Origin of the sequence: Luteibacter mycovicinus, from assembly GCF_000745235.1 — a bacterium.
GTDB classification, from domain to species: domain Bacteria; phylum Pseudomonadota; class Gammaproteobacteria; order Xanthomonadales; family Rhodanobacteraceae; genus Luteibacter; species Luteibacter mycovicinus.
In genome coordinates this window covers 573,216-598,096 of sequence record NZ_JQNL01000001.1, presented here as the reverse complement: position 1 = coordinate 598,096, position 24,881 = coordinate 573,216, and the positions used below count along the sequence as shown (strand labels likewise).

Genomic DNA, 24,881 nt, shown 5'->3' with positions numbered 1-24,881 from the left:
AGATCGAAGTGGCGAAAGTAACCAAGTCATTCCAGTACGGTTCTCACGAAGTCACACTGGAGACGGGCGAAATCGCCCGGCAGGCCTCCGGTGCGGTCATGGTCAGCATGGGCGGCACCGTCGTCCTGGTGACGGTCGTCGCGGCGCCCAAGGCGCGCGAAGGCCAGGACTTCTTCCCCCTCACGGTCGACTACATGGAGAAGTTCTACTCCGCGGGTCGCATCCCGGGTGGCTTCTTCAAGCGCGAAGGCCGTCCGACCGAGAAGGAGACGCTGACTTCGCGCCTCATCGATCGTCCGCTTCGTCCGCTGTTCCCGGAAGAGTTCCGCAACGAGATCCAGGTCATCGCCCAGGTCGTCTCGCTGAATCCGGAAGTCGACGGTGACATCCCGGCGCTGCTCGGTGCCTCCGCGGCCATGTCGCTCGCCGGTGTGCCCTTCAAGGGCCCGATCGGTGCGGCGCGCGTCGGCTACGCCAACGGCCAGTACATCCTCAACCCGACCGCCACGCAGCTGAAGACCTCGGACCTCGACCTCGTCGTGGCCGGTACGTCCAGCGCCGTGATGATGGTCGAGTCGGAAGCCAAGCTGCTCAGCGAAGACGTCATGCTCGGGTCGGTGGTCTTCGGCCACCAGCAGATGCAGGCGGCGATCGACACGATCAACGCCTTCGTCGCCGAAGCCGGCGCCAAGACGTTCAAGTGGGAAGCCCCGGCAGCCAAGACGGCCCTGTACGACGCGGTCAAGGCCGCCGTCGGCAACCGTTTCGCCGAAGCCTTCCAGATCCGCGACAAGCTGGCGCGTCGTGACGTCATCAGCGCGCTCAAGAGCGACGTGAAGGCTTCCATCGCCGCCGACGCCGAAGCCAATGGCTGGACCGATGGCGACATCGGCAACGCCTTCGGCGAAGTCGAGTACCGCACCCTGCGCGACGGCGTGCTCAGCACCAAGGTCCGTATCGACGGTCGCCAGCTCGACGACGTCCGCCCGATCTCGGTGCGCGTCGGCGTCCTGCCGCGCACGCACGGTTCGGCGCTGTTCACCCGCGGTGAAACCCAGGCGCTGGTCGTTGCCACGCTCGGCACCACGCGTGACTCGCAGCTCATCGACGCGCCGGAAGGCGAGTGGAAGGACACGTTCCTCTTCCATTACAACTTCCCTCCGTTCTCGGTCGGCGAGACCGGTCGCGTCGGCAGCCCGAAGCGTCGCGAAATCGGCCACGGCCGTCTCGCGAAGCGCGGTGTGCAGGCGGTCAAGCCGACGATCGAAGAGTTCCCGTACGTGATCCGCGTCGTCTCGGAAATCACCGAGTCGAACGGTTCCTCGTCGATGGCATCGGTCTGCGGTTCGTCGCTGGCCATGATGGACGCGGGCGTTCCGCTGAAGTCGGCCGTCGCCGGTATCGCCATGGGTCTGGTGAAGGAAGGCAACGACTTCGTCGTGCTGTCCGACATCCTCGGTGACGAAGATCACCTCGGTGACATGGACTTCAAGGTAGCCGGTACCGCCGATGGCGTTTCCGCGCTGCAGATGGACATCAAGGTCGACGGCATCACCGAAGAGATCATGCGTTCGGCGCTGGCCCAGGCCAAGCGCGGTCGTCTGCACATCCTCGGCGAAATGGCCAAGTGCATCACCGAAGCCCGCTCGGAAATGAGCGAGTTCGCACCGCGCCTGCTCACGATCAAGATCCACCCGGACAAGATCCGCGAAGTGATCGGCAAGGGTGGCGCGACCATCCGTTCGATCACGGAAGAGACCGGTACCACGATCGACATCACGGACGACGGCAACGTCGTGATCGCCTCGGTGAACCGCGAAGCAGCCGAAGCTGCCCGCAAGCGCATCGAGCAGATCGTCTCCGACGTCGAGCCGGGCCGCATCTACGAAGGCAAGGTCGCCAAGCTGATGGACTTCGGTGCATTCGTCACGATCATGCCGGGCAAGGATGGTCTGGTGCACGTGTCGCAGATCTCCAGCGAGCGCGTCGAGAAGGTTTCCGACAAGCTCAAGGAAGGCGACATCGTCAAGGTCAAGGTCCTCGAAGTCGACAAGCAGGGCCGTATCCGCCTGTCGATGAAGGCCGTCACCGAAGATGAAAACGTCACGGGCTGATTCATCGCCTTGTACGTCTAAAAAACGGCGCCGCGAGGCGCCGTTTTTTTTGTCACCGAGCCTCACACCGCCATCGACCCCCCATCTACAAACAATTCCGTGCCGGCGATATAGCTGCTCTCGCCGGACGCCAGGAAAAGCACCGCCCGTGCGACCTCATCCGGCAGCCCCAGCCGTCCCATCGGCACCATCTGGTTGATGATGTCCTCTACCCCGGGGCGTGCCTCGAGATAGCGACGCATCGGCGTCGTCTCGGTGCCGCTTGGCGACACGACATTCACCCGGATGCCCCGGTCCTTCAGGTCTGTCGTCCAGCTGCGCGCAAACGACCGGACCGCCGCCTTGCTCGCGTTGTACAGCGACTGGCCCGGGAAACCCTTGCTGCCGGCAACCGAGCCGTTGAGGACGATCGCGCCACCGTCCTGCAGCAGGGGAAGCGCCTTCTGCACGCTGAAGAGCAGGCCGCGCACGTTGAGCCCGAAGACGTGATCGAAGCCCGCCTCGTCGATCGATCCCACGGGTCGCGGTTCGACTTCCGCCACGCCGGCGTTCGCGAAAACGACGTCCAGCTTGCCGTGGTCCCGCTTCACCCGGTCGTATAGCCGGTCGAGATCGTCCAGGTTCGAGGCGTCGCCTTGGACGCCGACCGCCCCGTGGCCGATCGTGGCCACCGCCTCGTCGAGACGGTCCTGTCGGCGTCCGGTGATATAGACCTTCGCGCCCTCGGCGGCGAACTGCCGCGCCGTGGCGAGACCGATGCCCTCGCTGCCGCCCGTGATGACGACGACCTTGTTTTCAAACCGCGTTGCCATATCTGATCCTTGTATAAGTGGAGGATTGCTCCACTTACTATATGGAGGCATCATCCGCTTTGCAATCGAGGGCGTCGATGAACAAGAAGATGGTCAGTGACGAGGCGCCGCTGCGCGCGGATGCGGCCCGTAACCGCGCGCGGATTCTCGAGGCCGCCGAAGCCGTCTTCGTGGAGCGCGGTGCGGATGCCTCGCTGGAGGAGGTTGCCAGGCGCGCCAACGTCGGCATCGGTACGCTCTACCGTCGATTCCCCACCCGGGAAGACCTTCTCGCGGCCATGAGTGACGAGCGTCTTCTGGCGATCGCCGATGCCAGCCGTCAGCGTGACGAGCTCGGCCCCATGGCCTCCATCCGGATGTTTGTCACCGAACTCGTCGCTCATACGACGCACTACCGGGGACTGGCGGCAACGCTGGGCGCGGTGCTGCGAAGCGAAACGCCGGGATGCCACGCGAGCACGGCGGAAGGGTGCCGGCTGCTCAACTGGGCGCAGGAGACGGGCGTCATGCGCCCGGACGTGACCATCGGCGATCTGGTCTGCGTGATCATGGCCATCTCGCTCGCCGTCGAGCAGGATGCGTCCGTGAAGGCACGGATCGCACATCGGGTCGATCTGTTTCTCGGGGGTTTCGGGGCGCGCTGAATTCGCTTATCCGCGACGCGCACCGATGGCGATGTAAACGTTTCGCTGGCAGTCTCGGGCGGTTATCGTTTCCGGAGCCGTCATGCCTTACACCGTTCGCCTCACTCTCTGCGTCGCGTTGCTCGGTACCGCCACGGCACCCGTCGCGGCCGACACGGCGCTGCCTGCGGACATGGCTGCCAGGCCGTCCAATGCGCAGATCGCCTCGCCCGATATCGGGAACAAGGTCGACGCACTCCTCGCGCGTATGACGTTGCAGGAGAAAATCGGTCAGCTGGTCCAGTACGCGGCCCAGGGCGCGTCGGCCGGCGGCGATAACGACGCCTTCGCGCCCAATCCCGAAACGCGTACGCAGGTCGACACGATGGCATTGGCGCGCCGAGGCCAGCTGGGATCGGTACTCAATCTGGTCGGCGCGGAAAAGACGCGGCCTTTTCAGGAGGCCGCTCTGAAAAGCCGTCTTGGCATCCCGTTATTGTTCGGCGCGGACATCATCCACGGCTACCGCACCATCTATCCCATCCCTCTCGCACTGTCGGCGACATGGGATCCGCGGCTCGTGCAGGACCTCTCGCGGATGGCTGCGCTGGAAGCGACCGGCGGCGGGGTGAAGTGGGTGTTCTCACCCATGGTCGATATCTCGCGCGATGCGCGTTGGGGGCGTTCGGCGGAAGGCGCGGGAGAGGACGCCTACCTGGGCTCCGCCATGGCGCGCGCGTACATCCTCGGGTATCAGGGTGATGACCTGGCGAGCCCGGATAGCGTGGCCGCCTCGGTAAAGCACTTTGCCGCGTATGGTGCCGCCGAAGCGGGTCGGGAATACAACACGACGGACATGTCCGACGTACGCCTGCGCCAGGTATATCTGCCGCCGTATCGCGCGGCGGTCGAAGCGGGTGCGGCGACGATGATGAGTGCGTTCAACGCGCTGAACGGCGTGCCGGCCACCGCCGATCCCTACCTCATGACCGATGTGCTGCGGAAGGAGTGGGGCTTCAACGGCTTCGTCGTCAGCGACTACACGGCGATCATGGAACTGACTCACCACGGCATCGCGTCCGATGCGGCTGCCGCGACGCGCAAAGCGCTCGAGGCGGGTGTGGAGATGGACATGATGAGCCATTACTACGACACCCAGATTCCGGTCTTGCTGGAGCAGGGCAAGCTCTCGATGGCGACAGTCGACGAGGCGGTGCGTCGCGTCCTGCGGGTGAAGTTCGCGCTGGGTCTTTTCGAGCATCCCTATGCACGCACCGTTGAGCTGAAGGCGCCCGTGGCGGCCAACCACGCATTGGCGCGTCGTGCGGCGGAGGAGTCGTTCGTGTTGCTGAAGAACGACCGCGTGGGTACCGCGCCCTTGCTTCCGCTCGGTCCCGGTGCGCGAAAGGTCGCGTTGATCGGTCCGTTGGCGGATGCGGTCAGCGAGATGCAGGGCCCGTGGGGTGGGGCGCGCACGTTCGATGACTTCACCACGGTACGCAAGGGGCTCGCCGGCCGGATGAAAGCGCAGGGCGGCGAGCTGATCTACGCGAAGGGCACCGGGATCGACGACGATTCCGACGCCGGTTTTGCCGAGGCGCTCAAGGCCGCCGCGCAAGCGGACGTGGTCGTGATGGCGCTGGGCGAAGCCGCTCACATGAGCGGTGAGGCCGGCGCCCGCGCGCACCTCGGGCTGCCCGGCAATCAGCAGAAGTTGCTCGAGCAGGTGGTAGCCACCGGCAAGCCCGTCGTGCTGCTGGTGTTCTCCGGGCGCCCGCTCGTACTTGCCTGGGCGGACGCGCATGTACCGGCAATCATGGCGGTGTGGTTCCCGGGTGCCGAGGCGGGTAACGCGGTGGCCAATGTGCTGTTCGGCGATGTGGCACCGAGCGGCAAGCTGACCATGAGTTTCCCGTACACGGAAGGGCAGGAGCCGCTGTATTACAACGCACTGCCGACCGGGCGTCCCGCAGGCGATATCGATACGCATCTGCCACCCTCGCACGACACGACCTACGTATCGCGTTATATCGACGCACCCAACGATGCGCTCTATCCGTTCGGTCACGGCCTGTCGTACACGACGTTCAGTTATTCGGACGTCCGCGTCTCGCGCGCGTCCGTGCCGTTGGCGGAGGCGAATCGGTCCGATGCGCGAAACCTCGTCACCGTGACGGCCACGGTGACGAACACGGGTCGTCGTGCTGCGACGGAGGTGGCGCAGCTCTACGTGCGCAACGTCGGCGCCAGTGTTTCCCAGCCGGTGCGCGGGCTGCAGGGCTTCCAACGGGTGCCCCTGCAGCCGGGTGAGTCGAAGCGGGTGTCCTTCCAGCTCGGCTTCCCGGAGCTGTCCTTCTGGAATGCGAGAAGCAGGCAGGTGGTCGAGGCGACCCGGTACACGGTATGGGTCGGTGGCAGCTCGCGGGCCGAGCAGGAGGCGGTGTTCACGATCGCCCCCTGATCCGGGGCGCAGCGGCCCGACGGGTGCCGTAACATAGACCCATGGCCGATAAACCCCACGATTTCATTGACCAGTACCAGGCCCTCGTGCGCGACGGCCTGGAGGCGTGGTCCCGTCAGTTCGATCCCAAGGGCGATACCGCTCCCGGAGTGCCTCCTGCCGACATCATGAGCCGCATGTTTGGCGGTCTGGGCGGCTACGGTGACTGGATGCGTTCGTTCACGTCGGGCGAGCCCGCCGGTGCGCCGCCGTTTTCCATGGGCGGCATGCCGCCCTTCGGCGCCACGGGACCGGGTCCGATGCCTTACGGCGCAGGCGGTCCGGGCATGCCACCGTTCGCCGCAGGCGCCGCCGGAGCGGGACCGTTCGGCTATGGCGCGCCTCCCGGGGCTTCCGCCCAGCCCGGTACGCAGACCTTCGATGACTGGGCGCGCGTCGCGCGTGAAACGCTGTCGATGCCCGCCTTCGGCCTGACGCGTGAACAGCAGGAAGAACAGCAGGCCTTGCTGCGCGCCTGGATCGACTACGCGGAACATTACCAGCGCTACCAGACGCTGTTGCAGGGTGTGCAGGATCGCGCCGGCGCGGCGCTCCGCGAGCAGGCGCCGCCGACGGACGCGGACTCCATGCGCTCGGTGTACGACCGCTGGGTGAACCTCGCCGAGGAAAGTTACGGTGAGGCTGCGCTGTCGGAAGAATTCAAGGACGTCTATGCGTCCCTGGTGAATGCGCAGATGCGCCTCAGGCTGCTGCAACAGAAGCAGGTCGAGCGCTTTGCGGTACAGACGGGCATGCCGACGCGAACCGAGGTCGATCGTCTCGGCGAGCGGCTGCAGGCGGTGCGTCGTGAACTGCGTCAGTTGCAGGGCGTGGCGGCTGAAGTCGAGGCGCTGAAGGCGGAGATTGCATCGCTGCGCGGTGGTGAGCCGAAGAAGGCCGAGCCCAGGACATCGGCACCCGTGGAGACGGCGCCCTCAAAGGGCGCACCCTCAAAGACCGCACCCTCAAAGACCGCACCCCGGAAAGTCGCAGCTAAAAAAGCCGCCGCTAAAAAAGTCACGGCCAGGAAAGCCACCTCCCGGGGCGGCAGCCGATGACCGATAACCCGTTCTCGTTCGATCCCGCCCGCGCACAGGCCGAGGTCGATGCGTTCCGCCGCAAGCTCGAAGCCGGCATGGAAACGCTCAGACATGTCGGCCCCATCGAACTGGGTACGACTCCGCGCGAAGCCGTCTATACCGAAGACAAGCTCACCGTCTGGCACTTCAGGGGTGAGAAGAAGCCCACCGCGAAAACGCCGCTGCTGATCTGCTATGCGCTGGTCAACACGCCGTGGATGGTCGACCTGCAGGAAGACCGCTCGATGGTGCGCAACCTGCTCGATCAGGGAGAAGACGTCTACCTCATCGACTGGGGTTACCCCGACGGCGCCGATCGCTGGCTCACCCTCGAGGACTATATCGACGGCTACCTCGATCGCTGCGTGGACGCGGTTCGCGACCGCCATGGCGACGAATCGCTGAACCTGCTCGGCATCTGCCAGGGCGGGGTGTTCTCTCTTTGCTACGCCGCGCTGCATCCGGAAAAGGTCCGCAACCTCGTCACCATGGTCACGCCGGTGGACTTCCATACGCCGGACAACATGCTGTCGCACTGGGCGCGTAACGTCGACATCGACCTGTTCGTCGACACGATGGGCAACATCCCCGCCGACCTGATGAACTTCGCCTACCTGACGCTGAAACCCGTGCGGCTCAATCAGCAGAAATACGTGGGCCTGGTCGACGTCCTCGATAATCCCCGGGAAGTCGAAAATTTTCTGCGCATGGAAAAGTGGATCTTCGATTCGCCGGATCAGGCGGGCGAGGCCTTCCGCGAGTTCGCGCGCGACTTCTTCCAGAAGAACCTTCTGATCAAGGGCGAGGCGAAGGTCGGCCGCCACCGCATCGACCTGAAAAACATCACGCAGCCCGTGCTGAACATCTACGCCGAGCAGGATCACCTCGTGCCGCCTGCCGCGTCGAAACCGCTCGGGGACGCGATCGGAAGCACCGATTACACGGCGCTGGCCTTCCAGGGCGGTCACATCGGTATCTACGTGTCGGGCCGCGCGCAGAAGCTGGTGCCCCCGGCCATTCATGAGTGGCTGGCGGATCGCTGAGTCCTCCCGGTCGGCGCACGACCCGGGTGGCGACTGCGCAGGTTTCCCGCGCTGGCTCCGTCCGGCCGGTGGGAATGCGATAATGCTGCGATGAATACGACCGCCTCCCATGACTCCATTCGCGCCGTGCAGTGGCACGGCGACCGTCTGCGCCTGCTCGATCAGCGCCGCCTCCCCGCCGAGGAAATCTGGTTCGACAGCACGACGTCCGATCAGGTGACCACGGCCATTCGCGACCTCGCCGTGCGCGGTGCGCCGGCCATCGGCATCGCGGCCGCCTGGGGCGTGGTACTGGCGGCGAAGGCCGGCGAAGACCTGCCCGCGGCCCTCGCGACTCTGCGCGCCGCGCGGCCCACGGCGGTGAACCTGATGTGGGCGCTGGATCGCATGAACCGGTGCATCCTCGATGGGGCCGATACGGACGCACTCGAACGCGAGGCGCAAGCCATTCAGGACGAGGATCTCGCCGCCAATCGTCACATGGGCGAACTCGGCGCTGCGCTGATCGAGCCCGGGTCGCATGTACTCACGCACTGCAACACGGGTTCTCTCGCGACGGCCGGCTACGGCACGGCGCTCGGCGTCATTCGCGCCGGCGTCGCTTCCGGCCAGATCGAGCAGGTCTACGCCGGTGAAACGCGGCCGTGGCAGCAGGGTGCCCGTCTGACCATGTGGGAACTCGTTCGGGACGGCATCCCCGCACGTCTGATCGCCGACTCCGCCGCGTCGCACCTGATGAAGGACGGCAAGGTGAAGTGGGTGATCGTCGGTGCCGACCGCATCGCGGCCAACGGCGACACGGCCAACAAGATCGGTACCTACCAGCTGGCCATCGCGGCGCGGCATCATGGTGTCAAGTTCATGGTCGTGGCACCGTCGACGACGGTCGACATGGCGACGGCCAACGGCGACGATATCGAGATCGAACTGCGTGATGCGGCCGAGCTCCTGTCGATGTCCGGCACGCGCACCGTCATTGAAGGTGCGGACGCCTGGAACCCCGTGTTCGACGTGACGCCCGCCGAGCTGATCGACGCGATCGTCACCGAGCGCGGCGTGATCCTGAGGCCCGACGAAGAGCAGATGCGGATCCTGTTTCCGTGAAGCACATCCGCCGCGAGGTCGCTCTGTTCGCGGCGGGCGGCGTGCTCGGTCTCTGCGTCGATGCGGGCATGGCGCAGGCACTGGTCGGCTTCGTCGGCTGGAACGTCTACACGGCACGCATCGTGTCGTTCCTGTCCGCCGCGACGTTCACCTGGTGGTGGAACAGCCGGCACACCTTCGCGCATCGCGATTCCGGTCGCACGGCACGCGCGGAATGGCTGCACTGGATGGCTTTGATGGCCGTCGGCGCGGTGATCAACAACGGCGTGTATCTGCTGGTGCTGCAGGCGTTTCCGGGCCTTCGCCCGTGGCCGGCGGTGGCTGTCGCGTTCGGCTCCGCGGCAGGGGCGACGGCGAATTATCTGTTCGCCAGGACCCTGGTTTTCCGTGCGCCGAAAACACTTACGTAAGTCATTGTTTTTACGCCGTTTTTCGCTGTCTTTTCGGCTTCGGTTGTGATATCATCGATGGGTTGGGTCGACCGCGTCGCCATACCGCGACACATGCGGGCGACGGGGGCATTTTGATGGACATCCAGGAAGCCGTTTGATGGCAGAACTCGCCAAAGAAATCATCCGCGTCAACATCGAAGACGAGATGCGTCAGAGCTACCTCGATTACGCCATGAGCGTCATCGTCGGCCGCGCACTCCCCGATGTCCGCGACGGCCTGAAGCCGGTGCATCGACGCGTTCTGTTCGCCATGAACGAACTCGGTAACGGTTGGAACCGTGCTTACAAGAAATCGGCGCGCGTCGTCGGTGACGTGATCGGTAAATACCATCCTCATGGCGATTCGTCGGTATACGACGCCATCGTCCGTATGGCTCAGCCGTTCTCGCTGCGTTACATGCTGGTCGACGGCCAGGGTAACTTCGGTTCGGTCGACGGCGACAACGCCGCAGCCATGCGATACACCGAGGTGCGCATGTCGCGCCTCACGCACGAGTTGCTCGCCGACATCGACAAGGAGACCGTCGATTTCGGGCCTAACTACGACGAAAGCGAAAGCGAGCCGCTGGTCCTTCCCGCGCGCGTGCCCAATCTGCTCGTCAACGGTTCGGCCGGTATCGCCGTCGGCATGGCGACGAACATCCCGCCGCACAACATGACCGAGGTGATCAACGCCGTACTCGCACTGATCGAGGATCCCTCGCTCGGTGTGGACGAGCTGATGACCTTCGTTCCGGGCCCGGATTTCCCGACCGCCGGCATCATCAACGGCTCGTCGGGCATCGTCGAGGCTTACCGTACCGGCCGTGGCCGCATCCTCGTGCGCGCCCGCGCCGAGATCGAAACCGAGGCCAACGGCCGCGAGACGATCCTGATCCACGAGCTGCCGTACCAGGTCAACAAGGCGCGTCTGATCGAGAAGATCGCCGAGCTGGTCAAGGAAAAGAAGCTCGAAGGCATCAGCGAGCTGCGCGACGAGTCCGACAAGGACGGCATGCGCGTGGTCATCGAGATCCGCCGTGACGCGATGGCCGACGTCGTGCTGAACAATCTGTTCCAGCAGACGCAGCTGCAGGTCACGTTCGGCATCAACATGGTCGCGCTGCTCGATGGCCAGCCGAAGCTGCTCAACCTCAAGGACATCCTCGAGGCGTTCATCCGTCACCGCCGCGAAGTCGTCACCCGTCGCACCATCTTCGATCTGCGCAAGGCGCGTCAGCGCGCGCATATCCTCGAAGGCCTGACGGTCGCGCTCGCCAACATCGACGAGATGATCGAACTGATCCGCACGTCGGCTTCCTCGACCGAAGCACGCGAGCGTATGGTCGCCCGTCGCTGGGAGCCGGGCCTGGTCAAGGCGCTGCTCGATGCCGCCGGTGCGGCATCGTCGCGTCCGGAAGACATGGATCCGCGCGATGGACTGCGTGACGACGGCTACCAGTTGTCCGAAGCCCAGGCGACGGAGATCCTGCAGATGCGTCTGCATCGCCTCACGGGTCTGGAGCAGGAAAAGCTCTCCGACGAATACAAGGAAATCCTCGAAGCCATCCGTGGCCTCATCGAGATTCTCGAAAACCCGGCGGTGTTGCTCGAAGTCATTCGTGGCGAGCTCGAGCAGATCCGCACGGATTACGGCGACGCCCGTCGCACCGAGATCCAGCACTCGCAGGAAGACCTCAACGTCCTCGACCTGATCGCGCCGGAAGACGTCGTGGTCACGCTGTCGCACACCGGCTACATCAAGCGTCAGGCTGCGAGCCTGTACCGGGCGCAGAAGCGTGGCGGCAAGGGTCGTTCGGCCTCGGCGCTGAAAGACGAAGACGTGGTGCAGCAGCTGTGGGTGGTCAACACGCACGACACGCTGCTGACCTTTACCAGCACCGGTCGCGTCTATTGGCTCAAGGTCTACCAGATGCCGGAAGCCGGTCCTGGCGCGCGTGGCAAGCCCATCGTCAACCTGCTGCCGCTGGGTGAGGGCGAGAAGGTGCAGGCCGTCTTGCCGGTGCGCGATTACGACCCGACCTGCTTCGTGTTCTTTGCCACCCGCAACGGTACGGTCAAGAAGACGCCACTCACGGAATTCGCGTTCCAGCTGCAGAAGGGCAAGGCCGCGATCAACCTCGATGAGGGCGATGCACTGGTCGACGTGGCCATGACCTCGGGCGAAAGCGACGTTCTGCTGTTCGCGTCCAACGGCAAGGTCGTGCGTTTCGACGAAGGCACCGTGCGCTCGATGGGCCGTACGGCCACCGGCGTGCGCGGCATGCGTCTGGCCGAAGACACCGAAGTCGTCTCGCTGATCGTCGCGAAGGGCGAGGGCGATATCCTCACGGCAACGGCGCGTGGCTATGGCAAGCGGACCGTGCTCGAGGAGTTCCCGAAGAAGGGCCGCGGCACGCAAGGTGTCATCGGCATCCAGTGCTCCGAGCGTAACGGCAAGCTGGTCGCCGCCACGCAGGTCACCGAGGCCCAGCAGTTGATGCTGATCTCCGACCAGGGCACGCTGGTGCGTACGCGCGTCTCGGAAGTCTCCCAGCTCAGCCGTAACACGCAGGGCGTCACGCTGATCAAGCTGCCGAAGGACGAGACCCTGATCGGTATCGTCCGTCTCGAGGCCGAGGAAGAGCTCGAGATCGAAGGCGAGGGTGACGTGACGGTTGACGGTGACGTCGCGGCCGATCTGCCGCCGGTGGAGAGTGGGCCGACGGGTGAGGGTGACCCGGACGAGCCGACTGAGCCGACGGAAGGCTAAAAGAAGAACCCCGCGGAGACGCGGGGTTTTTTTTCGCGCGTCGAGGCGGGGGAGTCGTCGGCTGCCGCTTCCTGTCGCTAAGTCCTCCTCCGGCCTTCGCCTACGTGCGGAATCGCTCCAGGAAACGGCAGCCGACAACTCCCTTCCGACGATGCGGCGGGTTGGGAGGCGAGCGCAGTGGCGCGCGGCGATACGTCACGTAGCTTTGCTCAATGCTTTTCTATCCGCTGCCTCATGGGGTGCAGGGCGCCGTTGGGTGTCGTTCTCGGAGCGCTTCCGCACGTAGGCGTAGGCCGAAGGAGGACTTAGCGACGAGAATGGCACCCAACGGCGCCCATCCCTCAGCGCGAACAGCCAACGCGACGGCGAAGCCGAGCCCGTGCGCAGGACGCGGCTTACGCCACAACGCTCAGGCGTCGATCGCAGCCAGGACAGTCTCGGCCATCGACACACGAAACTCGCCTGGTGCCTCGACATTCAGCACCTTCACCACGCCATCCTCGATGTACATGGCGAAGCGCTTTGCGCGAATGCCCATGCCGTTCTTCGTGCCGTCGAGTTCAAGGCCCAGCGCTTTGGCAAACGTGGCATTGCCATCGCCCAGCATCACCAGGTCCTCGGGGACGCCCTGCGACTCGCCCCAGGCGTGCATCACGAAGGCGTCGTTCACCGACAGGCAGGCGACCTTGACCCCGCGCTCGCGGAAATCTTCCATGTGCTGAATGTAGCCGGGCAGGTGCTTGTTCGAGCAGGTGGGGGTAAAGGCGCCAGGGACGGCGAACAAGACGACTTTGCCCTGGCCGAGCACGTCGGTGCTGGTCACGGTTTCGATACCTTCCTTGAAGACGGTAAGGGTGCCCTCGGGAATGCGGTCGCCAACTGCGATGGTCATGGCAAGGTCCTTCGTGGAGGAAAGCCCCGAGTGTACGTGAAGGCCATTTCCCTGAAGCGGCGGGAACCGCAACTGTCGCCCTCTTGAATCGCGCCGGGTCGGTCATATCTTTCTTCGCAGACGGCCACGGGCCGAAAAACTTCTTGGGAGTCAAACAGATGAACCAGCTTCGTCAGGTGTCGTTCCGTCGTGCGCCGGTGTTCGCCAGCGATGTCCGCAACGTCTTCGATCACCTCTTCGGCAACGAGATTCCCGCGCCGGCCAGCCAGGCCGAGAGCGCGTGGGCGCCGCGTGTCGACATTCGTGAGGAAGCCGGTCGCTTCCTGATCCTCGCCGATGTGCCGGGTGTGGATCTGGCCGCCATCGACATCCAGATGGAAAAGAACGTGCTCAGCATCAAGGGCGAGCGCAAGGCATTCGCCAGTGAGACCGAGGGCAAGTTCAGCCGGGTCGAGCGGACGGTGGGTGCGTTCAAGCGTAGCTTCACCCTGCCGGAAAGCGCCGATGCCGAAGGTATTACCGCGTCGGGAGGCCACGGTGTGCTGGAAATCGCCATCCCGAAGAAGGCGGAAAGCGCTCCTCGGCGTATTGTAGTTAACGCCGTGGGCTGATTCGCTCTAAGCTTGCAGGTCAGGCCCGCGGTGGACGCTGTCCGCCGCGGGCATTTCGTTTTAATGGTGTCGACACAAGCCCGGGAGAGCCTGTGGAGTTCAAGGATTACTACGAAGCATTAGGGGTCAAGCCCGACGCGACCGACGCCGAGATCAAGGCGGCGTACCGCAAGCTTGCCCGCAAATACCACCCGGACAAGAACAAAGAGGCGGGTGCCGAAGAGAAGTTCAAGGCGATCAACGAGGCCAATGAGGCCCTGAAGGATCCCGAGAAGCGTCGTCAGTACGACCAGTTCCGCGCCGGCGGCTATCGCCAGGGCGAGCAGTTCCGTCCGCCGCCGGGCTTTGGTCAGGGTGGTGGTGGGTTCGACTTCGGCGACATGGGCGGCCGCGGCAACGGCGACTTCAGCGACTTCTTCGAGAGCCTGTTCGGCGGCGCGGGTCGCGGTCGTGGTCAGCAGCAGAGTCAGGCCCGTCGCGGGCGTGACATCCAGGCGCGGATCGAGACCGATCTGCAGACCGCCTTCAACGGCGGCAAGACCCGGGTCGTGCTCAACGATTCCAACGGCGGCGAGCGCGTGCTCGAGGTAAAGATTCCGGCGGGTATCACGCCGGGACAGACCATCCGGCTCGGCGGGCAGGGTCACCCGGGTATGGGCGGTGGCCCGTCAGGCGATCTCTTGCTGGAGATCGGCATCCGCGACGACGCGCGATTCCGGCTGGACGGGCGGACGGTCACGCATACGCTGCCGATTACGCCCTGGGAGGCCGCGCTGGGTGCCACGGTGCCCGTGCCGACGCTGGGCGGTCACGTGGACCTGCGCATTCCCTCGGGCTCGCAGTCGGGCCGCAAGCTGCGGCTGAAGGGTCGTGGGTTGCCGGGTTCGGAGCCGGGTGACCAGATCGTCGTGCTGGAGATACGCGTGCCGGTGCCTGAGACTCATGAAGAGCAGGCGGCCTATGCGGAGTTCAAGGATGCGTTCGCGGGGTTCGATCCGCGGAAGGGATAAGACCTTCGCGGGCTGCTTTTACGCCAACGGGGTTGGCTCCCAACGGAGCCAGCCTCCTTGAGCAGACCCGCTCGACAGCCGTCAGGGTGGATCAGCCTGGCAGATGCTCTTTCAGAGCCGCGACCAGCTCGTCTTCCTTGATCGGCTTGACGACGTAAGCACGCGCGCCCTGGCGCAGGCCCCACACCTTGTCGGTGTCCTGATCCTTGGTGGTCACCAGGATGATCGGGATGTGTTTGGTCGTTTCTTCCTTGCTGATGGTGCGCGTGGCCTGAAACCCATTGAGGTTGGGCATGACGACGTCCATCAGGATGAGGTCGGGTATTTCACGCTTGGCCACTTCGACGCCCTGGGCGCCGTCTTCGGCGGTGATGGCCTCGTGGCCCAGTTTCTCGACGATGCGCTTGATTCCCAGCAACTGCGACGGCGAATCGTCGACGATCAGGATGCGAGCCATTCACTTTCCCCCGGGTCGATGCCCGATGCGTTTTCCTTGGTGACGTGCGCCATCCGGGCGAACGTCTTCGATAACCACGGCGACGTAATTCTGTCGCGCGTTGCGCCTCTGGCGATGCGCCATTCTACCGACCGCTGCGCCCGTATCAATGGTGCGGCGGCGTAAACCTTCCGGGACAGCGACTTAACCGCCAATCCTGACCACGGTTCGACCGAAGGAACCGCCCTCGAGCATGGTGTCGAAAACGCTCGCCACGTCTTCAAGTGCCAGCTCCTTCGTGCAGATGGTGTCGAGATGGCGTGGTTTCCAGTCACTGGACAGGCGTTGCCATACCTCATCGCGAATGGCCCGGCCCGTACCGGCGGACGCTACACCCAGCACGCTGACCCCGCGGATGATGAAAGGCATGACTGTCGTAGTGAGGTCCGGGCTGCCAGCGAGGCCGCAGATCGCCGCGTTGCCGTAGGACGCGATCATCGGAAGGAAGCCGGCCAGGGTCTTGCCGCCGACGTTGTCGAGCAGGCCGCCGTATTTTGCCGATTCCATGGGCTTGCCGCTGAAGCTCAGTGCGTGGCGATCGAGGCAATCGACCGCCCCGAGCCCCCGCAGGAAGTCGAAGCGGTCGGCTTTACCGCTGATCGCGTGCACCTGATAGCCGGCTCGGGCGAAGATATCGATGCCGAGCATGCCTACGCCGCCCGTGGCACCGGTGATGGCGATCGGGCCGAGGTCCGGCGTCTGCCGGTTGTCGGTCATGCGCAGCAGCGCCAGCGCGGCGGTGAAGCCGGCGGTGCCCAGGATCATCGCCTCGCGCGTGGTAAGTGTGGCGGGAAGGGGAATGGTCAGATCGGCCGGAAGCCGGACGTATTCGCCGTAGCCGCCGTCGCGGGTCTCGGAGAGGCCGCTGCCGGTAGCGAGCACCTTGTCACCCTCTCTGAAGCGGGTGTCGGTGGATGCGACGACCGTGCCGGCGACGTCGATGCCGCCGTTCAATGGGAACCTGCGCAGGATTTTTCCCTTACCGGTGCCGGCGAGGGCGTCCTTGTAGTTCACCGAGGACCACTCGGCTTTGACCAGTACCTCGCCGGGTGACAGGGCTTCGGTGTCCATGGTTTCGACGCCGGCGCGATAGCCGGTGTCGTCGCTGTGGATGCGGAAGGCTTTCATGAGGGGCATCGGCGGCGTCTTTCCTGGCGGTGGCTGCGTGGGGCTTTCGCGCGCGGGGCGCGCTCCTACACGGCGTCTTTGGTGATCCACTTGGGTGTGTAGGTCGACTCGTAGTGCTTCATCCAGTCGAACAGCGCGTCGATGCTGTCGCCGAACCAGACCTGCTCGCGCTGGTTCGGCTTGACGAAGCCTTCCGCCACCATGTGGTCCATGCTCGCCGACACGTGGGAGTAGAAGCCACGCACGTTGAGGAAGGCGCAGGGATAGCTGTGCAGACCTAGCTGCGCCCAGGTCAGCATCTCGAACATCTCGTCCATCGTGCCGAAGCCGCCGGGCAGGGCGACGAAGGCATCGGACAGTTCGTACATACGCGTCTTGCGCTCGTGCATGGTCTCGAGCACCTGCAGCTCGGAGAGGCCCGTATGCGCGACTTCTTTCTCGACCAGCTGGCGCGGGATGACGCCAATGACACGGCCGCCCGCGGCAAGCACGGCGTCGGCCACGGTACCCATCAGACCGACCTTGCCGCCTCCGTAAACCAGGGCGATGCCTTCCTTCGCCATCCGTGTCCCGAAGGCGATGGCCGCCTCGGTGTATTCGGGGTGCGAGCCGCTGTTGGATCCGCAGTAAACGCACAGCGATTTGATGTCACGCATAAAAAAAGCCTCCAACGTATTTGTAGGAGCGCGCCCTGCGCGCGATGGGGCTTGCGATGACATCCATCGCGCGCGGGGCGCGCTCCTACAAAGGCGCCGCTTCTGGAACGAAAAAGCCCGCCCATGCTACTCGCAGGGGCGGGCTCGTTTCACGCAGGCTTAGTTGCCCTTGTGGATAGCGCGCTTGTCGACCGACAGGGCAGCTTCGTGCACGACTTCCGACAGCGCCGGGTGAGCGTGGACGATGCGGGCAAGGTCTTCCGACGAGCCCTTGAACTCCATCGCCACGACGCACTCATGGATCAGCTCGGAGACGACCGGGCCGACCATGTGGACGCCGAGGATGCGATCGGTTTCGGCGTGGGCGATCATCTTGACCTGGCCGATGCCCTCGTTCATCGCGACAGCGCGACCGTTGGCGGCGAACGGGAATGCGCCCGTCTTGTAGGGGATGCCTTCTTCCTTCAGCTGCTCTTCGGTCTTGCCGACCCAGGCGATTTCCGGCTCGGTGTAGATGACCCAGGGCACGGTGTCGAGGTTGATGTGACCCGGCTTGCCGGCGATCAGCTCGGCGACCATGACGCCTTCTTCGGAGCCCTTGTGTGCCAGCATCGGGCCGCGCACGGCATCGCCGATGGCCCAGACACCGTCGACACCGGTGTGGTTGTGCTCATCGACGACGATGCGGCCACGCTCGTCGAGCTTCACGCCCGTATCGTCTGCCAGCAGGCCGGCGGTGTAGGCGCGACGGCCCACGGCCACCAGCAGCTTGTCGACGACCAGCGACTGCGCGGCGCCGTCCTTGTCGGTGTAGCCCAGGTGCACTTCGCCGCCCTTGACCTCGGCGGAGGTGACCTTGGCATTGACCTTGATGTCGAGGCCCTGCTTGGCGAACTCGCGGGCGGCCATCTTGGCGATGTCCTGGTCGGCCACGGCGAGGAACTTCGGCAGCGCTTCGAGCACGGTGACCTCGGCGCCGAGGCGCTTCCACACGCTGCCCAGCTCCAGGCCGATGACGCCGGCGCCGATCACGCCGAGCCGCTTCGGTACGTCGGTCAGGTCGAGCGCGCCGGCGTTGTCGATGATGTGCTTGCCGTCGAACCTGGCGAACGGCAGTTCGATGGGCACCGAGCCCGAGGCGAGGATGACGTTGGTCGCCGAGATGGTCGAGACCGTGCCGTCGTTCCCGGTGACTTCGACTTCGTTGCCCTTGAGCAGCTTGCCCTTGCCGAAGAACGAGGTGACCTTGTTCGCCTTGAACAGCATGGTCACGCCGCCGGTGAACTGCTTGACGATCTTGTCCTTGCGGCCGATGAACGTGCCGATGTCGATCTTCGGATTCTCGGCGGTGATGCCGTGGTCCTTGAAGTTGTGCGTCAGGTTGTGGAACTGCTTGGACGAATCCAGCAGCGCCTTGGACGGGATGCAACCGACGTTGAGGCAGGTACCGCCGAGGGCGGCCTTGCCGTCCTTGCCGACGAACGCGTCGACCACGGCGGTCTTCAGGCCCAGCTGCGCGGCGCGGATCGCGGCCACATAGCCCGCGGGACCCGCACCGATGACGATGACGTCGAACTTGTCGCTCATAGCTCTTGCTCCGGATGTTTCTGCGGTAGTTGGCTACCGCCCAATATGGGGTCGGAACACGAAAACGGGAGTCTTTCGACTCCCGCCTTCACGTGTGACGTTCAGCCGATCATTACAGGCCGAGCAGCATCCGCTGCGGGTTTTCCAGCTGGTTCTTGATGTCGACCAGGAACAGCACGGCGTCACGGCCGTCGATGATCCGGTGGTCGTAAGACAGGGCGATGTACATCATCGGGGCGGCGATGACCTGGCCGTTCTCGACGATGGGGCGCTCCTTGATCGTGTGCATGCCCAGGATGGCGCTCTGCGGCGGGTTGACGATCGGCGTGGAGAGCAGCGAACCGAAGGTGCCGCCATTGGTGATCGTGAAGGTGCCGCCCTGGAGGTCATCCAGGCCGAGCTTGCCGTCACGCGCTTTCTTGGCGTAACCGATGATGCCCTTCTCGACGTCGGCGAACGACATGTCCTGCACGTCGCGCAGCACCGGGGTCACGAGCCCCTTGTCGGTGGAGACGGCGATGGAGATGTCCTGGTAGCCGTGGTAGATGATGTCCGACCCGTCGACCGAAGCGTTGATCACCGGGTAGCGCTTGAGGGCTTCGGTCGCGGCCTTCACGAAGAAGCTCATGAAGCCCAGCTTGACGCCGTTGGCCTTCTCGAACTGCTCGCCCAGCGACTTACGAAGCTTGACCACCTCGGCGAGGTTCACTTCGTTGAACGAGGTGAGCATCGCGATGGAGTTCTTCGACTGCATCAGGCGCTCGGCGATGCGCGTACGGATGCGGGTCATGGCGACGCGCTCTTCCGGGCGCGAACCCGGCGTCGGCTTGGCGGCCGGAGCGGCGGCGGCGGCCGGAGCGGCGGAGCCACCCTTGCCGGCGTTGACCAGGTCTTCCTTGGTCACGCGGCCATCGCGGCCGGTGCCGGCGACCTTGGACGGGTCGATGTTCTCTTCCACGGCGACGCGACGGCCGGCGGGCGAGAGCTCATCGACGCCCTGGGGCGCGGCGGCGGCATCGGTCTTCTCAGCCTTCGGTGCCTCAGCGGCGGCCGGCGCGGGCGCGGCAGCGGCGGCGCCTTCCTCGATCACGGCGATGACCTGGCTGCTGGTGACCGTGGCGCCTTCCTCGAACTTGATTTCCTTCAGCACGCCGTCGACGGGCGAGGGCACTTCGAGCACGACCTTGTCGGTTTCGAGATCCAGCAGGTTCTCGTCGCGCTTGACCGCATCACCGGCCTTCTTGTGCCAGGTGGCGATGAGCGCGTCGGAGACCGATTCCGGCAGGACCGGGACTTTGACTTCGATGGACATGCTTGTCTTACTCCGCTGCGTGATCGGTGCCGACGGGCGCGACGAGCGCTTGCTCGACGAGCGCCGTCTGTTCGGCGATATGGGTGTTGAGGTGACCGGCGGCCGGCGAGGGCGAGCGCGAGCGTCCCGCATAGGACAGGCTCTGCTTCGACCCGATGCAGGCCTGCAGGTGATGACGGATCTGGAACCAGGCGCCCTGATTCATCGGTTCTTCCTGGCACCAGACCACTTCCTTCGCGGAAGGATACTTTTCCAGTTCGGCCGAGACTTCCGGGCGCGGGAACGGGTAGAGCTGCTCGACGCGGACGATGGCCACATCGGTCAGGCCACGCTTCTCGGCGTCTTCGAGCAGGTCGTAATAGACCTTGCCAGAGCACAGCACGACGCGCTGGACCTTCCTGGCGACCAGCTCGCGATGCTCGCCGATCACCAGCTTGAACTGGCCGTGGGCGAGTTCGTCCAGCGAGGAGACGGCCAGCTTGTGGCGCAGCAGCGACTTGGGCGTCATCACGATCAGCGGCTTGCGCACCGGGCGCACCTGCTGGCGACGGATCATGTGGAACGCCTGCGCCGGGGTGGTCGGCACGCAGACCTGCATGTTGTCCAGCGCGCACAGCTGGAGGAAGCGCTCGAGGCGCGCGGAGGAGTGCTCCGGACCCTGGCCCTCGTAACCGTGCGGCAGGAACAGCGACAGGCCGCAGAGGCGGTCCCACTTGGCTTCGCCGGAGCTGATGAACTGGTCGATGACGACCTGGGCGCCGTTGGCGAAGTCGCCGAACTGGCCTTCCCAGATGGTGAGCTGATCGGGCGAGGTGGTGGCTTCGCCGTACTCGAAGGCCATCACGGCTTCTTCGGAAAGCAGCGAGTCGATGACGTCGACGCGGGCGTCGGCGCGCACCTTGGACAGCGGCAGGTAGGTGTCGTCGCTCTTCTGGTCGTGCAACACGGCATGACGGTGGAAGAACGTACCGCGGCCGGCGTCCTGGCCGACCACGCGGAGGTCGTTGCCCTCGGCGATCAGCGTGCCGTAAGCGAGGTTCTCGGCGAAGCCCCAGTCACCCGGCAGCTCGCCGGCGGCCATCTTGCGGCGGTCTTCGTAGATCTTGGCGACGCGCGGGTGCAGGGTGACGTCGGACGGAATGTCGAGCAGCGCATCCAGCACCTTGCCGAGCTGTTCGCGCGGCACGCCGGTGTCGACCGACATCGACAGCTTGTTGTTCTGGAAACGGCTCCAGTCCACCGGGATGTCGCGCGTCGGGTTCGGATCGATCGCGATCAGCGGCTCGCCCTTTTCCAGGCGGGCGCGGTAATCGTCGAGCATCTTCTGGCCGTCGTCGGCACCGATGGTCGAGGACTTGACCAGCGACTGCGCGTAGAGGTCACGCGTGGTCGGGCGCTTGCGGATGATCTGATACATCAGCGGCTGGGTCGCCGCCGGCTCGTCGGCCTCGTTATGGCCGTGACGGCGGTAGCAGACGAGGTCGATGACCACGTCCTTCTTGAACTGCTTGCGGAACTCGTAAGCCAGGCGGGTGACCTGGATCACCGCTTCCGGGTCGTCACCGTTCACGTGGAACACCGGTGCGTTGACCATCTTGGCCAGATCGGTGCAGTACAGCGTGGAGCGCGAATCTTCGCGCTTGGACGTGGTGAAGCCGACCTGGTTGTTTACCACCATGTGCAAGGTGCCGCCGATGGCGAAACCGCGCGCCTGCGACATCTGCAGGAGCTCCATGTTGACGCCCTGGCCCGCGAAGGCGGCATCGCCGTGGATCAGGACGGCCAGCGATTTGTCGCGCGCGACATCGCGGCGACGCGACTGGCGCGCATGCACCGAGCCGGCGACCACCGGGTTGACGATTTCCAGATGCGACGGGTTGAACGCCAGCGCGACGTGGACGCCGCCGTTGGGTGTCTTGACGTCGGTGGAGAAGCCCATGTGGTACTTCACGTCACCCGTGTGGATGGCGCTGTCGTCATGCTCGAACTTGCCTTCGAACTCGTTGAAGAGCTGCGAGGGCGCCTTGCCGAGGATGTTGACCAGAACGTTGAGGCGGCCGCGGTGGGCCATGCCGATGATGACTTCCTTGACGCCGTTGTCGCCGGCGGCACGGACGACGTCGTCGACCATCGGGATCAGGCTGTCGCCACCTTCGAGCGAGAAGCGCTTCTGGCCGACGTACTTGGTGTGCAGGTAACGCTCCAGACCCTCGGCGGCGGTGAGCGCCTCGAGGATGCGGACTTTCTCGGCGTTCTGCAGTCCCGGCGAACCGGCGGCCTTCTCGAGACGCGAGTAGATCCACGACCGCTGGTCGTAGTCGGAGATGTACATGAACTCGGCGCCGATGGTGCCGGTGTAGATCTGCTTGAGCTTCGCCAGCAGGTCGCGCAGGGTCATGCGCTGGCCGCCACCGGCGAAGGTGCCCGCGTCGAATTCGGTGCCGAGGTCGGCGTCGGAGAGGCCGTGGAAGGCAAGACCGAGGTCCGGGGTGTCGACGTCCGAGACGGTCAGGCCGAGGGGGTCGACCTGCGCGGAAATGTGGCCGCGCGAGCGATAGGCTGTCAGCAGGCGGAGGACGCCGGCCTGTTTCTGCGCATAGGCATCGTCGGCGGAACCGACGGCGGGTGCGGCGACCGCGGAGCGACGCTGTTTCTGCGCGGCCTCGATGCGGGCGATCACGGCGGAGTGGGCGACGTCGCCGGCCTCGCGGCCCTTCAGCGTCTTGAAATAGCCATCCCACTCGGCCGTGACGGAGCCGGGATCGGCCAGCCAGGATTCGTAGATCTGCTCTACGTAGTCGGCGTTACCGCCGGCGAGTTGGGAGGATTCGGAAAACTCGCGGATCAGGTTTGCGCTCACGTCACCACCGGCACACACGAAAAGGACGGGCTGCCGCTGGCCGCACGAGGGCGTGCCGCGGCATAAGAATCCGTTAAGTATAGCTCCGTGCTGCGGCATCACGCCAACTTGAATCGACGTTTCTCATGTCAGCTAGATCCCAAGTGGTCTTATTTGCCACGCGGGCTCGGCCCGCTCCCAGACTTCCTCGAAATAGGCCATCAGGCGAGAGGTCTCACCGGGTGCGTCGAGATCGCCACGCGCCTCGAAGCGGCTCGCCACCGGGCGGAACAGGTAGCCACTTGTCGTATCGCAGATGAACGCCGATGCGTAGCCCAGGTGGATTTCATCGGTCGGCACACGGATGGAAACCGCCGTGGGGAGGCGCTGGGCGAGGGCGATCAGCCGGTGACCCTCGCGGTGCGCCTGCTCGGCATCATGGGTGAGGATACGGACCTGCGCCTGCCGCCCGCTGGTGGCCAGGCGGCGAAGCTCAGTGAGGATCGTCTCATGGTCCAGCATGCCGACGTCCATGCGCGGCAGGTAGATCGCGGCCCGGTAGCGGGCCTGGGTCAGCAGGCGGACATGCGCTATCTCGAGACCGGCACGGTCCTCGACGATCAGCGCGGTGTCCGCCGCGCCGCTCACCGGGAGCGACCCTTGCGAACGACCAGCGCGCCGTCGTTGACCAGAGCCAGCAGAACCTCCCGTTCGGCAGCCGAGGGCGCGCGCTGCAGGCGTACGTCCCGCTCGGTGGCCAGTCGCTCGGCCAGATCGGCCGGGCAGGCGTAGGCACTGCCGCTGACATAGAGGGTGGCGTCCTTCTTGCCACGCACCCACGCAAGCCGCGCGTAGGGGTGACGGATCAGGCCCGAGCCACCGGCCAGTGCCTTGTCCAGCGCGGCGACGGTGGTCGCCTTCGGAGGCGCGGCCGGGGACTGGGCATTGCGGTAGCGTGTGATGAAGCGCCCGAACCAGTCGGCCAGCAGGTCACGATCGAGCGCGGCGGCGAACGGCAGGGCCTGACGCAGGCGGTTGAGCGCAGCCGTGTCGATCTCGCCGATACGCTTGACCGGGGTCAGGTCGGCATCGGTGTAACGAAGCTCGTCGGGCATGCGTTCGGCGAGGAAGTCCGCCAGGTCGCCGGTCAGCTCGGCCTGCGAGGGCGCGCGCATGCCGACCGACAACGTCATACAGTTGCCCAGGGCGACGCCGTCGTGCGGCACGCCTGGCGGAAGGTAAAGCATGTCGCCGGGTTCGAGCAGCCACTCGTGGGTCGGCAGGAATTCCTTCAGCTGCTTCAGTTCGACGTCGTTGCGGAAGTCGAGCGGTGCGTCCGGGTCGTCGCTGATCGCCCAGTGGCGCTGACCGATGCCCTGGATGAGGAAGACGTCGTACTGGTCGACGTGCGCGCCGACGCCGCCGCCGTCCTCGGCATAGGACACCATGACGTCGTCCACGCGCCAGCTGGGCAGAAACGCAAAGTGCTCGAGCAGGCCCGCCACGTCGGCATCCCACTTGTCGACATCCTGGACCAGCAGGGTCCAGTCACGCTTGGGCGTCTTGCCGAATTCGGCTTCCTCGAAGGGGCCGCTCCTGACCGTCCAGCGGTCACGCTTTTCGTCATGAATGATGAGGCGGGCGAGCACCCCCTCTTCGCAGGCCAGGCCGGCGAGATCGTTGGGCTCGATGGGCGCTTCGAAGTCCGGGAAGGCGTTACGGATCAGCAGCGGACGCTTCTGCCAGTAATCGCGCAGAAACTGCGCGGCACTCATGCCAAGCGGCTGGCTGGCGCTGCCGCGCACTTCGATCGGGAGGGGCTTACGGGTGGGGGTCTGGATGGCCATGGCCGGCATTGTAGCCGCGCAGCC

General features: G+C 65.1%; 20 protein-coding genes. 10 read left to right on the top strand and 10 right to left on the bottom strand.

Going from position 1 to position 24,881, the window contains the following annotated elements:
- Positions 1-8 precede the first annotated feature (8 nt).
- Positions 9-2,114, top strand: a complete 2,106-nt coding sequence (pnp, locus tag FA85_RS02595; protein WP_036112279.1) for a polyribonucleotide nucleotidyltransferase — start codon at positions 9-11, stop codon at positions 2,112-2,114.
- Between the two features lie 62 nt (positions 2,115-2,176).
- Here the strand turns inward: pnp and FA85_RS02590 are convergent, their stop codons facing one another.
- Complete coding sequence (locus tag FA85_RS02590; RefSeq protein ID WP_036112282.1) at positions 2,177-2,926, bottom strand: SDR family NAD(P)-dependent oxidoreductase; 750 nt, start codon at positions 2,924-2,926, stop codon at positions 2,177-2,179.
- Between the two features lie 77 nt (positions 2,927-3,003).
- Here FA85_RS02590 and FA85_RS02585 point away from each other — a divergent pair, with 77 nt between their 5' ends.
- The 7 genes from FA85_RS02585 to gyrA all read left to right on the top strand — a co-directional run bounded on the left by FA85_RS02585 (position 3,004) and on the right by gyrA (position 12,479).
- Positions 3,004-3,570, top strand: a complete 567-nt coding sequence (locus FA85_RS02585) for a TetR/AcrR family transcriptional regulator (protein ID WP_036112285.1) — start codon at positions 3,004-3,006, stop codon at positions 3,568-3,570.
- Positions 3,571-3,652: 82 nt separating this feature from the next.
- Entirely contained in the window at positions 3,653-6,010 is a 2,358-nt protein-coding gene (locus FA85_RS02580; RefSeq protein ID WP_051943479.1) for a glycoside hydrolase family 3 N-terminal domain-containing protein, read from the top strand.
- A gap of 41 nt (positions 6,011-6,051) precedes the next feature.
- Positions 6,052-7,107, top strand: coding sequence for a poly(R)-hydroxyalkanoic acid synthase subunit PhaE (locus FA85_RS22620; RefSeq protein ID WP_051943481.1), 1,056 nt, complete (start codon positions 6,052-6,054; stop codon positions 7,105-7,107).
- The gene (locus tag FA85_RS02570) at positions 7,104-8,171 is read left to right on the top strand and encodes a class III poly(R)-hydroxyalkanoic acid synthase subunit PhaC (RefSeq protein ID WP_036112288.1); all 1,068 of its coding nucleotides are present in this window, start codon (positions 7,104-7,106) and stop codon (positions 8,169-8,171) included. The genes FA85_RS22620 and FA85_RS02570 overlap by 4 nt, the downstream gene beginning before the upstream one ends.
- Positions 8,172-8,261: 90 nt before the next feature.
- Positions 8,262-9,275, top strand: coding sequence for an S-methyl-5-thioribose-1-phosphate isomerase (gene mtnA / locus FA85_RS02565; protein WP_036112290.1), 1,014 nt, complete (start codon positions 8,262-8,264; stop codon positions 9,273-9,275).
- Positions 9,272-9,685 (top strand): GtrA family protein, encoded by a 414-nt coding sequence (locus FA85_RS02560; protein ID WP_239739775.1) that lies wholly within the window; start codon positions 9,272-9,274, stop codon positions 9,683-9,685. Before mtnA ends, FA85_RS02560 begins: the two co-directional genes overlap by 4 nt.
- Before the next feature lie 139 nt (positions 9,686-9,824).
- Positions 9,825-12,479 (top strand): DNA gyrase subunit A, encoded by a 2,655-nt coding sequence (gyrA, locus tag FA85_RS02555; RefSeq protein WP_036112292.1) that lies wholly within the window; start codon positions 9,825-9,827, stop codon positions 12,477-12,479.
- Between the two features lie 409 nt (positions 12,480-12,888).
- On the opposite strand, the gene FA85_RS02550 is transcribed toward gyrA, so the two are convergent.
- Positions 12,889-13,371: a peroxiredoxin gene (locus FA85_RS02550; protein WP_036112295.1), complete on the bottom strand. Its 483-nt coding sequence runs from the start codon at positions 13,369-13,371 to the stop codon at positions 12,889-12,891.
- 158 nt (positions 13,372-13,529) lie between these two features.
- On the opposite strand from FA85_RS02550, the gene FA85_RS02545 reads away from it, so the two are divergent.
- Positions 13,530-13,982, top strand: coding sequence for an Hsp20/alpha crystallin family protein (locus FA85_RS02545; RefSeq protein ID WP_036112298.1), 453 nt, complete (start codon positions 13,530-13,532; stop codon positions 13,980-13,982).
- A gap of 92 nt (positions 13,983-14,074) precedes the next feature.
- Positions 14,075-14,992 carry a DnaJ C-terminal domain-containing protein gene (locus FA85_RS02540; RefSeq protein WP_036112301.1) on the top strand — a complete coding sequence of 306 codons (918 nt, stop codon included), beginning with the start codon at positions 14,075-14,077 and terminating at the stop codon, positions 14,990-14,992.
- 91 nt (positions 14,993-15,083) lie between these two features.
- Here the strand turns inward: FA85_RS02540 and pilH are convergent, their stop codons facing one another.
- The 8 genes from pilH to FA85_RS02500 all read right to left on the bottom strand — a co-directional run bounded on the left by pilH (position 15,084) and on the right by FA85_RS02500 (position 24,857).
- The gene (gene pilH / locus FA85_RS02535; protein ID WP_036112304.1) at positions 15,084-15,449 is read right to left on the bottom strand and encodes a twitching motility response regulator PilH; all 366 of its coding nucleotides are present in this window, start codon (positions 15,447-15,449) and stop codon (positions 15,084-15,086) included.
- Between the two features lie 183 nt (positions 15,450-15,632).
- Positions 15,633-16,625 (bottom strand): acrylyl-CoA reductase family protein, encoded by a 993-nt coding sequence (locus FA85_RS02530; RefSeq protein ID WP_036112307.1) that lies wholly within the window; start codon positions 16,623-16,625, stop codon positions 15,633-15,635.
- Positions 16,626-16,681: 56 nt separating this feature from the next.
- Positions 16,682-17,272 carry an LOG family protein gene (locus tag FA85_RS02525; RefSeq protein ID WP_036112310.1) on the bottom strand — a complete coding sequence of 197 codons (591 nt, stop codon included), beginning with the start codon at positions 17,270-17,272 and terminating at the stop codon, positions 16,682-16,684.
- A gap of 159 nt (positions 17,273-17,431) precedes the next feature.
- Positions 17,432-18,859, bottom strand: coding sequence for a dihydrolipoyl dehydrogenase (gene lpdA, locus FA85_RS02520; protein WP_036112313.1), 1,428 nt, complete (start codon positions 18,857-18,859; stop codon positions 17,432-17,434).
- 112 nt (positions 18,860-18,971) lie between these two features.
- Positions 18,972-20,171, bottom strand: coding sequence for a 2-oxoglutarate dehydrogenase complex dihydrolipoyllysine-residue succinyltransferase (gene odhB, locus FA85_RS02515; RefSeq protein WP_036112315.1), 1,200 nt, complete (start codon positions 20,169-20,171; stop codon positions 18,972-18,974).
- A 7-nt stretch (positions 20,172-20,178) separates the two neighbouring features.
- Positions 20,179-23,031 carry a 2-oxoglutarate dehydrogenase E1 component gene (locus FA85_RS02510; RefSeq protein ID WP_036112319.1) on the bottom strand — a complete coding sequence of 951 codons (2,853 nt, stop codon included), beginning with the start codon at positions 23,029-23,031 and terminating at the stop codon, positions 20,179-20,181.
- A gap of 132 nt (positions 23,032-23,163) precedes the next feature.
- Entirely contained in the window at positions 23,164-23,658 is a 495-nt protein-coding gene (locus FA85_RS02505) for a DUF7931 domain-containing protein (RefSeq protein WP_051943483.1), read from the bottom strand.
- A complete protein-coding gene (locus FA85_RS02500; RefSeq protein WP_036117368.1) occupies positions 23,655-24,857 on the bottom strand; it encodes a cupin domain-containing protein in 1,203 nt (400 codons plus the stop codon). Before FA85_RS02500 ends, FA85_RS02505 begins: the two co-directional genes overlap by 4 nt.
- Positions 24,858-24,881 lie beyond the last annotated feature (24 nt).